Origin of the sequence: Streptomyces sp. NPDC058619, from assembly GCF_042717785.1 — a bacterium.
Taxonomy (GTDB): domain Bacteria; phylum Actinomycetota; class Actinomycetes; order Streptomycetales; family Streptomycetaceae; genus Streptomyces.
Genome location: NZ_JBHXQN010000013.1, coordinates 169,126 through 183,645, shown reverse-complemented (window position 1 = coordinate 183,645; position 14,520 = coordinate 169,126). Strand labels below are relative to the sequence as shown.

General features: G+C 71.1%; 15 protein-coding genes. 2 read left to right on the top strand and 13 right to left on the bottom strand.

Features of this window, described 5'->3' with window-relative positions; all coding sequences use genetic code 11:
* Positions 1-122 precede the first annotated feature (122 nt).
* The 5 genes from ACFWTC_RS16090 to ACFWTC_RS16070 form a co-directional block, all read right to left on the bottom strand.
* Positions 123-695, bottom strand: coding sequence for a hypothetical protein (locus tag ACFWTC_RS16090; protein WP_384026716.1), 573 nt, complete (start codon positions 693-695; stop codon positions 123-125).
* Between the two features lie 384 nt (positions 696-1,079).
* Entirely contained in the window at positions 1,080-2,402 is a 1,323-nt protein-coding gene (locus tag ACFWTC_RS16085) for a hypothetical protein (RefSeq protein ID WP_383928627.1), read from the bottom strand.
* Positions 2,392-2,964, bottom strand: a complete 573-nt coding sequence (locus ACFWTC_RS16080; protein ID WP_383928630.1) for a DUF6114 domain-containing protein — start codon at positions 2,962-2,964, stop codon at positions 2,392-2,394. The genes ACFWTC_RS16085 and ACFWTC_RS16080 overlap by 11 nt, the downstream gene beginning before the upstream one ends.
* Positions 2,965-3,066: 102 nt before the next feature.
* Positions 3,067-3,714: a DUF6230 family protein gene (locus tag ACFWTC_RS16075; protein ID WP_383928632.1), complete on the bottom strand. Its 648-nt coding sequence runs from the start codon at positions 3,712-3,714 to the stop codon at positions 3,067-3,069.
* A gap of 616 nt (positions 3,715-4,330) precedes the next feature.
* Positions 4,331-5,341: a tetratricopeptide repeat protein gene (locus ACFWTC_RS16070; RefSeq protein WP_383928635.1), complete on the bottom strand. Its 1,011-nt coding sequence runs from the start codon at positions 5,339-5,341 to the stop codon at positions 4,331-4,333.
* 237 nt (positions 5,342-5,578) lie between these two features.
* Here ACFWTC_RS16070 and ACFWTC_RS16065 point away from each other — a divergent pair, with 237 nt between their 5' ends.
* Positions 5,579-6,229 carry a TetR/AcrR family transcriptional regulator gene (locus ACFWTC_RS16065; RefSeq protein ID WP_384026719.1) on the top strand — a complete coding sequence of 217 codons (651 nt, stop codon included), beginning with the start codon at positions 5,579-5,581 and terminating at the stop codon, positions 6,227-6,229.
* 49 nt (positions 6,230-6,278) lie between these two features.
* Here ACFWTC_RS16065 and ACFWTC_RS16060 read toward each other — a convergent pair whose 3' ends face one another.
* From ACFWTC_RS16060 to ACFWTC_RS16035, 6 genes are all read right to left on the bottom strand, one after another.
* A complete protein-coding gene (locus ACFWTC_RS16060) occupies positions 6,279-6,932 on the bottom strand; it encodes a hypothetical protein (protein ID WP_384026722.1) in 654 nt (217 codons plus the stop codon).
* Positions 6,929-8,242: an AAA family ATPase gene (locus tag ACFWTC_RS16055; RefSeq protein ID WP_383928647.1), complete on the bottom strand. Its 1,314-nt coding sequence runs from the start codon at positions 8,240-8,242 to the stop codon at positions 6,929-6,931. Before ACFWTC_RS16055 ends, ACFWTC_RS16060 begins: the two co-directional genes overlap by 4 nt.
* Positions 8,243-8,441: 199 nt before the next feature.
* Positions 8,442-10,142 (bottom strand): methylmalonyl-CoA mutase, encoded by a 1,701-nt coding sequence (locus ACFWTC_RS16050; protein WP_383928650.1) that lies wholly within the window; start codon positions 10,140-10,142, stop codon positions 8,442-8,444.
* A gap of 102 nt (positions 10,143-10,244) precedes the next feature.
* Positions 10,245-10,574, bottom strand: coding sequence for a DUF3817 domain-containing protein (locus tag ACFWTC_RS16045; protein WP_383928653.1), 330 nt, complete (start codon positions 10,572-10,574; stop codon positions 10,245-10,247).
* Positions 10,575-10,645: 71 nt separating this feature from the next.
* Positions 10,646-11,155 carry a MarR family winged helix-turn-helix transcriptional regulator gene (locus ACFWTC_RS16040; protein ID WP_383928656.1) on the bottom strand — a complete coding sequence of 170 codons (510 nt, stop codon included), beginning with the start codon at positions 11,153-11,155 and terminating at the stop codon, positions 10,646-10,648.
* 21 nt (positions 11,156-11,176) lie between these two features.
* Positions 11,177-12,451: an MFS transporter gene (locus tag ACFWTC_RS16035; protein WP_384026725.1), complete on the bottom strand. Its 1,275-nt coding sequence runs from the start codon at positions 12,449-12,451 to the stop codon at positions 11,177-11,179.
* A gap of 224 nt (positions 12,452-12,675) precedes the next feature.
* On the opposite strand from ACFWTC_RS16035, the gene ACFWTC_RS16030 reads away from it, so the two are divergent.
* Positions 12,676-13,674 carry a DUF5937 family protein gene (locus ACFWTC_RS16030; RefSeq protein ID WP_383928662.1) on the top strand — a complete coding sequence of 333 codons (999 nt, stop codon included), beginning with the start codon at positions 12,676-12,678 and terminating at the stop codon, positions 13,672-13,674.
* A 53-nt stretch (positions 13,675-13,727) separates the two neighbouring features.
* On the opposite strand, the gene ACFWTC_RS16025 is transcribed toward ACFWTC_RS16030, so the two are convergent.
* Positions 13,728-14,024 (bottom strand): MTH1187 family thiamine-binding protein, encoded by a 297-nt coding sequence (locus ACFWTC_RS16025; protein ID WP_383928665.1) that lies wholly within the window; start codon positions 14,022-14,024, stop codon positions 13,728-13,730.
* The gene (locus ACFWTC_RS16020; RefSeq protein WP_383928668.1) at positions 14,021-14,365 is read right to left on the bottom strand and encodes a DUF3817 domain-containing protein; all 345 of its coding nucleotides are present in this window, start codon (positions 14,363-14,365) and stop codon (positions 14,021-14,023) included. Before ACFWTC_RS16020 ends, ACFWTC_RS16025 begins: the two co-directional genes overlap by 4 nt.
* Positions 14,366-14,520 lie beyond the last annotated feature (155 nt).

Below are 14,520 nucleotides of genomic sequence, written 5' to 3'. Positions count from 1 at the left end.
TGTGTTCCTTTTTCATCACCCCCCGCCCCCGCCCACCCCCACCACCCCCCCGCGGGCGCGCCCCCGTAACCCCGAGGCCCCGGCGCCCCCGCCCTCGGGCTGTCCCGGCCGCTCAGCCGAGATCAGGCCGGGTCCGGTCCAAGGTTGATCCCCCCGTCGTCCACGACACACTCGTCGTATCCGAACCTCTCGCCGAGGACCCGGTAGCGCTCGACGCGCGATGCTTCGACCGGGATCTGATAGGCCTTCAGGACCCGCAGGAGCATCCTGAACCCGAGATCGGGATCGACGTGCACGACGACCTTCTCCACGGTCCGCACCACGTCCGGCACGCCGTAGTGCTCGTGGCCCTCCGCCACGGACCGCACCGCAGGGGCGACCGACCTGAGCTCCTCCAAAACCTCGCCCGTCAGGTTCCCCGCCGGAGCGGGGACCGTCGGGGAAAGAGTGAAGGAAGAATCGTCCTGCCGGATCCGCTCCGCGCAGACCTCCACGATGCGCCCCAGCCACACCCGCGCGTCGACGCCGAAGAAATCGGGCCTGTAGGCGCGCTGCATCGCCGCGCACCACAGGATGTTCACCTCCCTGGAGGACAGGTCCGACTCCAGAACACGGAGCGCGTCCTCCAGGAGGGTGGGGGCGTACACGCCGTCACCCCAGCCCGCGACGCTCGCGACGATGTCGAGCTCGGTCACTTCGGGACCCCACCCTGCATCAAACCATTTGGTGAGACCGCTGAGCCCGAAGTCGATCCAGATCTGCCGCCGGGCGTCCCCCCTGGAGTCAGTCACTGGGGTAGGCCGTGTAGACCATGTACCCCTTGTGCGGGGACCTCTTCAGCACGATGATCACCACGTTCTTCGCATCAAGGGCATGTGCGACTCCGGTACGAGGATAGATCGTTCCGAGCGAGGCCGGATCGTCGAGCGCCACCCTTATCGGCAGGTGGTCCAGGGCATTGTGCGAATCTGGTGAGGTTCAAAAATCGATAGTGTTGCTCGCGAAAGTGAATGACCCGCCCCATATTCGAGGGGGCGGGTCATTCGATTCGGGGCCGGCTGGTTCGCCTGGTGTACGACCTACTCCGGCGGGCCGATGTAGTTCTTGAGGCCCGGGACGGTGAGGGTGCCGCCGAACTGGCCGGCCTGGACGACCTTGACGTCCGTGAAGAACGCGAAGGGGACGTTCAGCGGCGGCGGGCTGTTCGGGGTGAACTCGATCGGGATCAGCCCGAAGAGGTTGCCCTTGAGGCTCTCGGTGTACATCGTCACCGTGCCGCCGCGGATCTTGGACGTGGAGCCGGGACGGGACTTCAGGTGCGCGACGTTCCCCTCCTTGCCGACCGTCTGGTACAGGTCCTTGATGTCCAGCGAGTCCGCGGTGAACTTCAGGACCTTCTTGATCTTGCCGCTCCCCGTCTTCACCTCGACGATGCCGTGGTAGTCCAGGCCGTAGAGGGTAAGCAGGGAGCTGTCGAGGTACCAGGGCTGGTCCGGCAGGAGCGGGATGCCCGGTTCCAGCTTGGCGTCGGCGAGCGCCTTGGCGTCGAGGGTCGGGCAGGGGAAGGGTTCCTTCCCGTTCGCGTCCTTGCTCGCCGAGGCCGAGGGAGAGGGGGACGGCGAGGTCTTGTCCTCGTCCTGCTCCTTCTTCTCCTTGTCCGCCTTGTCCTTGTCGGTGGCCTTGCCCGTCTCGCCCTTCGGCTTCGTCGTGGTGTCCTTGACGGCCTGGGGCAGTTCCTCGACCTTCGCGCCGGCCGTCTTCGCCGCCTCGCGGATGGCGTCCGCCGCCGGGTCGGGGGTGGGCGCCGTGGACGTGGAGGGCGCCGGGGTGACCGGCTTGTGCGCGTCCCCGATGGGCTTGCCGAGCTCGTCGAAGAAGTCCTTGACCTTGTCGCCGACGCCCAGCGGGTCGAGCGGGTTCGGGGTCTTGGAGGCGGACGGTGAGGCACTCGCGCCCGCGGACGGGGTGGCCGCCGGGGAGCTCTGCTTTCCGGCCGTCGGCTCCTCGGCCGGCTTGGACTCCGGCTTCGGTGCCGAGGGCGTGGTACCGGGCTTGGGCGTCTCGCTCGCACCCGGCGACGGGGTCGCGGTGGGCGAGGTGCTCGCACTCGGCGACGGCGACTTCGACGGGCTCGGGGAAGCCGACTCCGCGGGTTCGTCGGACTGTGTCACGCACGGTCCGGGCGCGAAGGGGATGTCCTTCTCGTCGGCCAGCGCCAGCTTCGGCGCCATGCCCATCCCGACGAACACGGCGGTCGGCATGGCCGCCAGCGCCATCGTCTTGCCGACGGGTATCTGGAACTTGGTCAGCAGCGACTTCCTGGGCGCCGCGTGTCGCGGGCCCTTTACTTCACGGGACTCCGCGTCCGGGGCCACACCCCACCGCGTCTCGTCACCCCGCACTGTTCCTCCCGCCATCGGCGTGGGCAGTCGTCTCTGTCGCGTACGTCGTTTCGGTGCCCCGGGGACCGGGAACGGCCAGGTACGGTCCGTCCGCGAGCGCTTCACCCTTGTCCGTGGCGTCCACTTGCTCCGGCCCGTCCGCCTCGTCCGCCTCGCCCGGCTTGCCGGGCACCCAGGAGAGCGCGAGGGCACCGCCCAGCAGGGAGAAGAGGAAGCCGATGAAGAAGCCGCCGAGGTTGGAGACCGGCAGGGAGACCAGGGCCAGCAGGATCGAGGCGACCCCGGCGAAGACGCGCATGTTCTGCTGGAACCAGAGCGTGAACCCCAGCGTCATCAGCAGGACGCCGATGATCAGCGAACCCGCGCCGGCGGTGGTCGCCATGGCGAGGGTGACATTGCCCAACCGGAGGTCCGCGTAAGGGAAGTACGCGATCGGGAAGCCCCCGAAGACGATGAGGAGTCCGGCCCAGAAGGGGCGGTTTCCCCTCCAGTCGCGGAAGCGGTGGCGGACCACGGTGAGCCAATGGTCGCCTTCGGAGCGAACCGGGGCCTCGGCGTTCATGGACAACAGCTCCCTGGAAACGGTGGTACGGAAAACTGTGTGGCGCCCGGGAGGGCCGGCGACGACAGCCGCCCGCCCTCCCGGTCAGAAACCGAGCCCCTACTACTTGACGTCGGAGTCCTGGTAGCACGGCTTGTCGCCGCTGAGCAGACGGAGCTTGAGGTCCGGCAGCGTGAAGGTTCCCGCCGTCGTCGCCCAGGCCTTCTGCTTCACGTTGGTCAGCGTGGCGGTCTTGGCGCGCTGCGAGAACATCGCATTGTCGGCCACCGTGCCGGGCTTCGCCTTGGTGGTGTGGGTGCCGTCGCCGACCGCGACACCGATGTCGAGGTCCGTGAACGTGGCGTCCGCGTCCAGCTCGGCGACGTCGAGGTAGATGTTCTTGGCAACGGCGGGCTCGCCCTTGTTGCCCGTGCGCAGCTGCAGGGTGATGTTGCCGAGCGGAGTCGGCGTCACCAACGACTGGCACATGTTGGTGATGGTGGCCTTGCTGAAGCCCGAGATCGTGACCGGGTGGTAGACCTCCTTGCCCGTCTTCAGCTCAGTGCCCTTGGAAAGGCTGCCGTACTGGATCAGGTCGTTACCGACAAGTGAGTCGGCCGAAACCTTGAAGTCCTGGCCCGAGACGCTGAAGGACGCCGCGAGGGCACCCTGCGCCAGACCCACACCGACCGCGGCCGTGGCCGCGATGCTCGGCACCATGACGAGCGCGAAGCGCTTCCATCTGGTACCGCCACGAACCTGAGAACTCATGTCGTTCCTCCTTCTCGGACGTACATCTCCGGTCCGGGCCGTGCCCGTCCTGGGATGGGAGAAGTGCTACGTCCTCGGGAAGGAGCGCAGGCGGCCGGGCTGCGGCAGAGCCGTGTCCGGAACACCGGCGATCACCCCCGAGCGACAACCACTGGGCCACGCGTTCGCGCAACCTGGAGGACAGGCCCTGCCGTACGGCAGGGACCCCCCTGTCCCACGGACGGTGCCACTGCCACCGACCGGCTCGGTGGGGACCCTCCACCGCGGCTCCGGATGAGCGGCTCTGCGGGAAGGACCGAGCGCGCCGATCGTGGTCCATTCCCGGCCGGGGCACAAGGGGGGTCGTTACTGGCGGGTAACGGCCAGATAACCGGGGGTCCACCCGACCCCGCCGGGCGGCAACACAGGGTGTCACCAAAGGCCACGACAGAATGGGCGATGTGCGAACACACCGGACAGTTCACGGTGTTCGGCTTACTACGAGTAACAGCGGCCGCGATTACCAAGTTTCGGCAAAGCGCGGCCGCTGTTTATCTCCCTGACGACAAATCGCCGGTGGACCACCGGCGCCCGGAAGTCCTGCCCGCCCCGCCCCGGAGCAGGCCGTGGAGCCCGGTTAGAAGAGCACCCGCGCCAGCGCCGTACGGGCCGCGGACACCCGGGGGTCGTCGGCGCCGATGACCTCGAACAGCTCCAGCAGCCGTACCCGTACGGCGTCCCGGTCCTCACCGAACGTCACCCGCACGGTGTCCACCAGCCGCCCGAAGGCGTCCTCGACGTGCCCGCCGACCAGGTCCAGGTCGGCCGCGGCGATCTGCGCCGCCGGGTCACGCGGGTTCCCGGCGGCCGCGGCGCGCACCACCTGCGGGTTCATGTCACGGACGCGCACCAGCAGTTCGGCCTGGGCCAGACCCAGCTTGGCCTCGCTGTTGCCGGGGTCGTCGGAGAGCACGTTCTTGTACGCCTGCACCGCGCCGCCCAGGTCGCCCGCGTCGAGCGCGACGACGGCCGCCTCCAGCAGGGCGTCGTACGGGCCGGCCGGGATCCCGGCCTCGGCGGGCTCCGGGGCGGCGCCCTCGGCGTTGGGGTCGACCTCGACGCCGATGATCCCGAAGCGCTCTTCGGCGACCTGGACCAGCTGGGCGAGGGTCTCGCGGATCTGCTGCTCGGGGGCCGCGCCCTGGAACAGCGGCAGCGCCTGGCCGGCGACGACGGCGAAGACGGCCGGGATGCCCTGGATGCCGAACTGCTGCATCAGCATCTGGTTGGCGTCGACGTCGACCTTGGCGAGTACGAGGCGGCCGTTGGCCTCGACGGTCAGCCGCTCCAGGAGCGGACTGAGCTGCTTGCACGGCTCGCACCACTCGGCCCAGAAGTCCAGGACGACCGGGACTTCGGCGGAGAGCTGGATGACGTCGCGTTCGAAACCGGCCTCGTCTACGTCGATGACGAGCGCGGACGGCGGCAGGGCGCCGGCGGACGGGCCGGCGCCACCGCCCTGGCCGCTATGGCCGCTCTGCCGGGCCGCTTCGGCGCGGGCCTGCTCGGCCTTGGCCTTGGCCTCGCCGGCCGCCTTCACCGCGGCGAGGTCGACGACGCCGCTCATGGACATGTTTCTGGGCTGCATGCGTACATCCTCCCCCGAGTGCGCGCGCCGACGAAAAAGATCGCGTGAATTCGCTGATCCTCGCGATACCGTGCGGGCGGCGCCGGGTCCCCACCTGGCGCCAGTAGCTCTTCGCGTGGTTGCCGCTCTTACGCTACGACCCGTAGCGTAACTCCTTCCGACCCCCGGGGCCCCGTGATCTGAACCACACCGCAAGGGCACCGGGCGCCCTGGCTACTGACGGGTATGGTCTCGGCCATGCGCAACCCCGACCCCGGCCCCGACACCACCACCGGCGCGACGCACGGCCGCACCGGCCGGCCCCGCAGCGCTGCCGCCGACACCGCGATCCTCGCGGCGACCCGGGACGCGCTGGTCGAACTGGGCTGGTCGAAGCTGACCATGAGCGACGTCTCGGTCCGGGCCGGAGTCGCCAAGACCACCCTGTACCGGCGCTGGGCGGGCAAGAACGAACTGGTCGTGGACGCGGTCGCGGAGCTCTTCGACGCGCTCGAACTGCCCGACCGGGGGTCCCTGGAAGCCGACATCGAGTACGTGGTCCTGCAGTTCGCGGAGCTGCTGCGGCGCCCGGAGGCCCGTACGGCGCTGATGGCGGTGGTCGCCGAGTCCACCCGTGACGAGGCCCTGCGCGACCGGATCCGGTCGGCGATCGTGGACCGGCAGAAACGTCTCGTCGTGCTGGGGCGCGAGCGGGCCCAGGCCCGCGGCGAACTCCCCTACGAGGAGGACGAGGCCCTCACCGGCCACACCACGGACCTGATCTTCGACGTGATCGCCGGCACGGTGGTGCACCGGGCGCTGGTGAGCTCCGAGCCGGTGGACGAGTGCTGGGTGGCCACCTTCACCGCCCTGCTGATGCACGGCCTCCTGGGCCCCTCCGAGGCCTGACCCGCGGACGGCCGCGCGTCCGCCCTCCCTGCCCGCGCATCGGCCCTCCCTAGAGGAAGTGCAGGGTCCGCAGGGCCCGTACGGTGTCCTCACACCACTTCCGGTACGAGGGCAGCTGCTCCAGGACGTCGAGGTCCGTGTGCAGGACGAGCAGCTCCGCACCGTCGCTCAGCACCTCGCGGCCGTCAGCGCCGAGTAGCGCCTTCCAGACCTGCTTGGGGGTGAGCCTGTCCTTGCCGCCCTTCATCGCCACCCGGCCCTCCAACTCCGCGGGTGCGGCGTACGGGTAGCCCTTGAGGACCTCGTTCCCGACGAGGCGCCGCAGCGCGTCGCGGTCGGCCAGCATCCAGGACTCGGTCATCAGGACCGGGACGAGGGGGACGGCGACACCTTCCCGGGTCGTGGACACCTCCCGCCTCCGCTCCAGCTCCGCCACCAGCTTGAGCCGTTCGGCGTGGGCGTCCTCGTCGCCGTGGACGAACACCACGTCGCAGTCCCGGGCCAGTTCCCCGGCCGCCTGGAGCACGTCCTCCGGCTTGCCGTTCGTCCGTACGGCGGACACCTCGCACCGCAGCACCTCGACGGTCTGCCCGCTGCACTCCTGGATCAGCCGGTCGAGCTGGCGCTTGACCAGGCTCGACAGGTAGGGCCCGTCGCTGCCCTCGACGAGCAGCCCGGGCTGCAGCGGCCGGTACCTGGTCACGAGGTCCTCCCGCCGAGGTTCCTCAGCAGCCGCTCCACATGCTCCGGCGACACCGTCTCCCCCGGGTTGCGCTCCGGATCGTAGGCCCGGAGCGGCCGGGCGACCGTCGTGCGGGCAACGGTCTTCTCCTGCGGATCCACGTGGTCGGCCTGCTCCATGAAGACGAGGCTGCCGGAGAGGTCGTCGCGCAGGGCCGCCAGGAGGGCCGGCGAGTGCGTGGTGGCGATCAGCTGCCGGTACGGGGTGGGGGCGCCCGGCGTCACGCCCGTACCCCGCCTGAGCCTGCGGACGAGGTCGGCGACGTGCCCGGGGTGCATCCCGTTCTCGATCTCCTCCACGCACATGCCGCCGGGCCAGAGCGGGTCCGAGGCAGCGGCGAGCAGCGCGATCATCCGAAGTGTTCCGTCGGAGAGGGCGGGCGGGCTGATCCAGCCGGTATTGCTGAACTCGACTTCGAAGTCGTACTCGTCCCGGCGCCGGTCGTGCAGCGGGCGGATGTCCCGCACTCCGTCGACGAGCGCGGCCAGATCGGCGACGAACCGCCTCCATTGCGACGGCGACTCGTCCCTGACGCGGTGCAGGACGGCTGCCAGGTTGGCCCCGTCCGGGCTGATCCTGCCGGTCGCGAGAGCCGCCGTGGGGGTGCGCAACGCCGCGGGCTCCAGGACGAAGGGGTGCCAGGATGCGCACTCCCGGGCGGCCAGCGCCCGCAGTTCCTCCCCCGGCGCGGCCGCGAAGTCCTCGGCGTACCGCTCTCCTTCGTCCTCGGCGTCCTCGCCGAGGACGTGCGGGGCACGGGGGTCCCAAGGGTTACCGAGCATGCCCTTGAAAGGCAGGTAGTCCGGGCCGCCCACCCGGTCGAGGAACGCCGATCTCGCTTCCCTGACGGCGGACTGCGCCTCCTCGTCCAGTCCCGCGTTCGCCATCCAGCCGTGGTCTTCCAGCCTGCTGATCCAGATGGCGCTCTTCGCGAGCACGGCCACCTGCCCATTCGGGGTACGGCCCACGCGCAGACGGATACGGACCGGGAGCGGGCCGTCCTGGGAGGCGACCAGTGTGCCGACGGTGACGGCCAGGGTGTGGGCGGTCCCAGCACCGCCGCGGTGGAACAGCCCGCCGGGGGACAGTCGGGGGTCCTCGCGGACCGTCGCCTCGAAGCCGCGATCGGCGGTGCCGGCGACCAGGCGGAGCGCATCGAAGAGGTTCGACTTCCCGGCGCCGTTCGGCCCCAGCAGGACGAGCGTCGGTGGCACGTCGAGGGAGAAGTCGCGGAACGACTTGAAGCCGTCGATCCGAATCTGGGTGATCATCCTCTGCTCTGCTCCTCTGGCGTCGCGCGTGCCCTGTCACCCTAAGGGCTGCCCCGCGGGCCGGCCGGTCGACGGACCGTCGGGCAGGCGGGACAACGGCCGGCCGCCGCGCCCCCGTGCGGGCGCCGCGACCGGCCGTGGTGCGCGGCCCGGAGGGGCCGGCGCGGGGTCGGAAGCCGAGGAGTCAGAAGCCGGGGAGTCAGAAGCCGGGCGGCTCGGTGTAGGTGCCCCACTCCTCGCGCAGTACGTTGCAGATCTCGCCGAGGGTGGCCTCGGCCCGTACGGCGTCCAGCATGGCCGGGATCATGTTCGACCCGTCGCGGGCCGCGGCCAGCATGGAGTCCAGCGCCGACGTCACCTTCGCGTCGTCGCGCCTGCCCTTGCGCGCGGCCAGTTCGCGCACCTGGACGGTCTCCACCTCGTGGCTGACCCGGAGGATCTCCAGGTCGCCGGTGACCGAGCCGTGGTGGACGTTGACGCCGACGACCCGCTTGTCGCCCTTCTCCAGCGACCGCTGGAACTGGAAGGCCGATTCGGCGATCTCGCCGGTGAACCAGCCGTCCTCGATGCCGCGCAGGATGCCCGAGGTGATCGGTCCGATCGGGTGCTGCCCGTCCGGGTGGGCGCGCAGCCCGCGCTCCTTGATCTGGTCGAAGATCTTCTCGGCGTCGGCCTCGATGCGGTCGGTGAGCTGCTCGACGTACCAGGAACCGCCCAGCGGGTCCGCCACGTTGGCGACGCCGGTCTCCTCCATCAGCACCTGCTGGGTGCGCAGGGCGATCTCGGCGGCCTGCTCGCTCGGCAGCGCGAGGGTCTCGTCCAGGGCGTTGGTGTGCAGGGAGTTGGTGCCGCCGAGGATGGCCGAGAGGGCCTCCACGGCGGTGCGCACGACGTTGTTGTAGGGCTGCTGCGCGGTGAGCGAGACGCCGGCGGTCTGGGTGTGGAAGCGCAGCCACATGGACTTGTCGCTCTTGGCGCCGTAGACCTCCTTCATCCAGCGGGCCCAGATGCGGCGGGCGGCGCGGAACTTGGCGATCTCCTCGAAGAAGTCGAGGTGCGCGTCGAAGAAGAAGGACAGCCCGGGCGCGAAGTGGTCCACGTCCATGCCGCGGGAGAGGCCCAGCTCCACGTACCCGAAGCCGTCGGCGAGCGTGTACGCCAGCTCCTGCGCGGCCGTGGCCCCGGCCTCGCGGATGTGGTAGCCGGAGACGGACAGCGGCTTGTAGGCGGGGATGCCCTTCGTGCAGTACTCCATCAGGTCGCCGATGAGGCGCAGGTGCGGCTCGGGTTCGAAGAGCCACTCCTTCTGGGCGATGTACTCCTTGAAGATGTCGGTCTGGAGCGTGCCGTTGAGGAGGGCGGGGTCCACGCCCTGCCGCTCGGCGGCGACCAGGTACATGCAGAAGGCGGGGACCGCGGGGCCGGAGATCGTCATGGAGGTCGTGACGTCGCCCAGCGGGATGTCCTTGAACAGGACCTCCATGTCGGAGGCGGAGTCGATGGCGACCCCGCAGTGCCCGACCTCGCCGAGCGCGCGGGGGTCGTCGGAGTCCCGCCCCATGAGGGTGGGCATGTCGAAGGCGACGGAGAGGCCGCCACCGCCCGCGGCCAGGATCATCTTGTAGCGCTCGTTGGTCTGCTCGGCGTTCCCGAACCCGGCGAACTGCCGGATGGTCCAGGTCCGCCCCCGGTAGCCGGTGGCGTGCAGGCCGCGGGTGTACGGGTACTCACCCGGCCACCCGATGCGCTCGAATCCCTCGTACGCGTCGCCGGGCCGCGGCCCGTAGACCGGATCGACCTCATCGCCGGAGAGCGTGGTGAAATCGGCGTCGCGCTTGCGGGCCTTGTCATAACGGGCCTGCCAGCGGCGGCGGCCCTCCTCGATGGCGTCAGCGTCCATGACTCCAATTTACTAGGACGTCCTAGTAAATGTCGATGGCAAACCCCCGGGGAGTCGCCCGGGGGTGGTTGCGGTTGCGCCTCGGGGGCGCGGTGGCGACGGCTACGCCTCGGCGGTCGCCATCCGGTCGGTGATCAGCGGCTCGACCTCGGCGCGGACCGTGCGCTCGACGAAGAACGCGGCCAGCGGGATGGTGCCGCTGATCATGATCCAGAGCATCTTGCCGAAGGACCACTTGGCCTTGGAGCTCAGGTCGAAGGCGAAGGCCAGGTAGATCATGAAGAGCACGCCGTGGGCCTGGGACACCACGAAGGTCAGATCGGCGCCCTTGTCGAAGCCGTACTTGAAGACCATGCAGGTGCAGAGCACCAGCAGCATCACGGCGGTCGCGAAAGCCATCACCCGGTAGCGGGTCAGCACACTGCGTTTCATGCCGTCGAGCCTAACCGTCCGCTTTGCGCGATCTTGACCGGGGCCCGGGCCGGGGCCCGGCCCCGGACCGGCTAGCGCTCGTCGAAGTCCGCGGCGGCGACCCGCAGCGGGCGGAGCAGGGCGAAGATCTCCCCGCACTCCTCGGCGTCGTACGCGCCGAGGCCGAAGTCGACCTCCATCAGGTCCCGGGTCGCGGCCTCGACGACCTCCCGGCCCTTGTCCGTGATGGAGGCGAGGGTGCCGCGGCCGTCGTTCGGGTTGGGCCGCTTGTCGACGAGCCCGGACCGGACCAGCCGGTCGACGGTGTTCGTCACCGACGTCGGGTGGACCATCAGGCGCTCGCCGATCTTCGACATCGGCAGCTCGCCGGCCTTGGAGAAGGTGAGCAGCACCAGCGCCTCGTACCGCGCGAAGGTCAGCCCGTACGGCTTGACCACCGCGTCGACCTCGCCGAGCAGGATCTGGTGTGCCCGCATGATCGAGGTGATCGCGGCCATCGAGGGCACCGGACCCCAGCGCTGCTGCCAGAGCTCGTCGGCGCGGGCGATGGGGTCGAAGGGAAGGCTGAGCGGCTTGGGCACGCGCCCGACCCTACCGGGCGGTCATTTGGCGGCGGGCCCCGTCTCACACTTCGGCCCCTCCTCCCCCGCGGCGGCCGCCCGGAGTTCGGCGAGCAGCAGCAGGACGACCACCGTGCCTAGGGCCCCGGCGCCGGCGACGACGGCGTGGACCGGGAGGAACTCGGCGGCGAGACCGGCGAGCACCATGCCGACGCCCTGGAGCGTCATCAGGCCGGTGCTGAGCAAGGTCATCGCGCGGCCGCGCAGTTCGTCGGGGACGGCGTCCACGTACCACTGGTCGAGGCCGAGGGTGTGGGCCTGGGCCAGCCCGGCGAGCAGCAGGGCGGCGAACACGGCGTACGGGCCGGGGCGCACGGCGTACACGAGGAGCGGCAGCGGCGCGACGGCGACGAGCGGGGCCACGATCCGCGAACGCGTTCGGGCGGCGAGCGCGGAGCCGGCCCAGAGCTCCCCGGCGATGGTGCCGACGGGCAGCGCGCACATCAGCAGCCCGAGCGCGACGGTGCCGGCGCCGATGCGGTCGGCGTACGGGGCGAGGAGCGCCTCGGGGACGACGACGAAGGCGGGCGGCAGCCAGAACAGCAGGGTCAGCGCGCGCAGTCGGCGGTTCCCGAGCACCGCGCGGAGACCGGCGAGCGGGGAGGTGCGGGTGGCGGGGGCGCGGGCGGGGCGGGCGCGGGTGCCGAGCCCCAGCAGGAGCGCGGAGCCGAGGAATCCGGCGGCGGTGAGGGCGATGGCGCCGCGTGGCGCCAGCACGGTGAGGAGCAGACCGCCGAGGCCGAAGCCGATGAGCTGGGCGCTCTGGGCCACCATGCGCAGGAGCGAGCGGCCCAGGACGAAGGGGTCGCCGGAGCCGAGGATGTCGGCGAGGGAGGCGCTGCGCGTGCCCTGGAACAGCGGCGCGACGAAGGCCATCGCGCAGCGGAGCACGAGGAGCAGGGCGACGGGGGTGCCGGGCAGGGCCATGGCGGCGGCGCAGGCCGCGCAGAGCAGGTCGCACCCGACGAGCACCCGGCGGGCGGGGTGCCGGTCGGCGATCCCGGCGAGGAGGGTGCCGCCGAGGGCGTACGGGAGGAAGCCCAGGGCGAAGGTGAGCGCGCTCATCAGCGGGGAGCCGGTGGCGCGGTAGACGAGGACGGTGAGGGAGATCTCGGCGACGACGACGCCGAGCACGGACAGCAGGTGGGCGGCGAAGACGGGCCGGAACTCCCGGACCCGGAAGACCGAGCGGTATCCGGCGGACGCCGCGCCGGAGGGATCCGGGGCCGGGCCGGCGGCCGGGTTGAGGGTGGACATGACGGCAGCTTGTCCCGCCGGGCGCGACGGCTGTAACGATTCGTCGTGACCCGAATCCACGCCGATCCCTGCCCGGTCGGCACGGCCCGGAGGCGCAACCCCGGCGGGCGGCGGGTCCGAGCACGAACGCAGGCGCGGGCACGAACACGGGCACGGGCACGGGCACGGAAACGAGCACGGGCACAGGTACGGGCACAGGCACAGGTACGGGAAGGGAAGGCGGCGTGGGGTTTCACTTTCGGTTCGGGCCGGGCGACCTGCTGCGGTGCCGGTTCTCCCTCTCCCCCCGCTGGGAGACCCAGGAAGCGGTACGGGTCCTGCTGTCACCGCACCGGCAGGCGTACCACCTCCCGTGGCTCCGGCAGGCGAGGGCCGCCGCCGAGGGGCTGGACCTGCGGCCGCTGTGGCTGCTGATGCCCCGCGCCGGGCACCACCCGGACTTCCTCAGCCCGCCGCCCCTCGGCCCCTCCGTCACCTTCGAGGAGGAGGTGGCGCGGGTGCGGGCCGCCGATCCCGACGCGGCCCGCGAGGACCTGAGGCTCTCCCTGGTCTGCACCCCGGGCGCCCTGGAGAGTGACGCGGGGCAGCGGATGATGGCCGATCCGGCGCGCGCCGTAAGGGAGTTGGCCGACCTCACGGAGCGGGCCTGGCAGGCGCTGGTAGAACCGCACTGGCCGCGGCTGCGCGCCCTGCTGGAGGCGGACATCCTGTTCCACTCCCGACGGCTCGCGGCGGGCGGGCTTGAGACGCTGTTCGACGGGCTCCACCCGGACCTGCGCTGGTACGGGGAGAGCGACACCCTCACCATCGAGCGGCCCGCGCACCACCACCGTGCGCTGGACGGGCAGGGGCTGCTGCTGATGCCGAGCGCGTTCGTCTGGCCGCAGGTGGTCGGCGGCTACGACCCGCCCTGGCAGCCGACGCTCGTGTACCCGGCGCGCGGCGTCGGCGGGTTGTGGACCGCCTCGGCGGGACCCGCCCCGCAGGCGCTGGCCCGGCTGCTGGGCGCGGTCCGGGCCGAGGTGCTGTGCGCGCTGGACGAGCCGGCCTCCACCACGGCGCTGGCCCACCGCCTGGGCCTGGCCCCGTCCACGGTCTCGGCGCACCTGGGGGTGCTGCACGCGGCGGGCCTGCTGGTCTCCGCCCGGCACGGCCGCCACGTCCTGTACGAGCGGACCCCGCTGGCCCTCGCCCTCACCACGGGCGAGCCCGCCACCCGCTGAGCGGGCCCGCCAAACGCCCGGCCCGCCGGACGCCCGGCCCGCCGAGCCCCCGCTCAGCCCTCGGCGAGGTGGCGTTCGACCGTCTCGACCTTCGAGGTCATGCCGTCACTGACACCGGGGCGGATGTCGGCCTTGAGGATGAAGGAGACCCGGGGCGCCCGCGCCTCCACGGCGGCCACCGCGCGCCGGACCACGTCCATCACCTCGTCCCACTCGCCTTCCACGGTGGTGAACATGGCGTCCGTGCGGTTGGGCAGGCCCGACTCGCGCACCACGCGGACGGCGTCCGCCACGTACGCGCCGACCTCTTCGCCGACCCCCAGCGGCGTCACCGAGAACGCGACGATCACGCCTTGGCCGCCTCGCGCGCACGCGCCGCCAGCACGCTGTCCGCCTCGTCGCGCTTGAGCAGCTTGTCGCCGTAGAGCCCGCCGAAGGGGATCAGCGACAGCACGAAGAACAGGGCGACCTTCTTCAGCGGCCACTTCGCCTTGTGCCACACGTCCAGCAGGAAGACGACGTAGATGACGAACAGGAACCCGTGGAGGGCGCCGAGCGGCGGCATCAGGTAGTCGATGTCCGTCGTCCGCTTCAGCAGCGAGCCGAAGATCAGCAGGGCCGGGAACGACAGTGCCTCGGGTACGGAGATGAGGCGCAGCCGGTGCAGGGCGGAGGCGGTCTTGATGTCCACGTGGAACCTTCGGGGTGGAGGCCAGGGTCGGTCCCAGTGTCTCAGCCGCCATGCGGGATCTTGACCCGGGTACCCGTCACCGGCACGTCACGGGAACGGCCCCATGACGTCACCAAGACCGCAGTGTGGCGTATATCGGCCACCATGCCCTTCTC

What these genes read in the sequence shown, in the direction of transcription:
- ACFWTC_RS16055 (WP_383928647.1), bottom strand. Translation starts at nt 8,242, where the DNA reads ATGATCACCCAGATTCGGATCGACGGCTTCAAGTCGTTCCGCGACTTC.
- ACFWTC_RS16080 (WP_383928630.1), bottom strand. Translation starts at nt 2,964, where the DNA reads ATGAACGCCGAGGCCCCGGTTCGCTCCGAAGGCGACCATTGGCTCACC.
- ACFWTC_RS16035 (WP_384026725.1), bottom strand. Translation starts at nt 12,451, where the DNA reads ATGTCCACCCTCAACCCGGCCGCCGGCCCGGCCCCGGATCCCTCCGGC.
- ACFWTC_RS16050 (WP_383928650.1), bottom strand. Translation starts at nt 10,142, where the DNA reads ATGGACGCTGACGCCATCGAGGAGGGCCGCCGCCGCTGGCAGGCCCGT.
- ACFWTC_RS16045 (WP_383928653.1), bottom strand. Translation starts at nt 10,574, where the DNA reads ATGAAACGCAGTGTGCTGACCCGCTACCGGGTGATGGCTTTCGCGACC.
- ACFWTC_RS16065 (WP_384026719.1), top strand. Translation starts at nt 5,579, where the DNA reads ATGCGCAACCCCGACCCCGGCCCCGACACCACCACCGGCGCGACGCAC.
- ACFWTC_RS16075 (WP_383928632.1), bottom strand. Translation starts at nt 3,714, where the DNA reads ATGAGTTCTCAGGTTCGTGGCGGTACCAGATGGAAGCGCTTCGCGCTC.
- ACFWTC_RS16070 (WP_383928635.1), bottom strand. Translation starts at nt 5,341, where the DNA reads ATGCAGCCCAGAAACATGTCCATGAGCGGCGTCGTCGACCTCGCCGCG.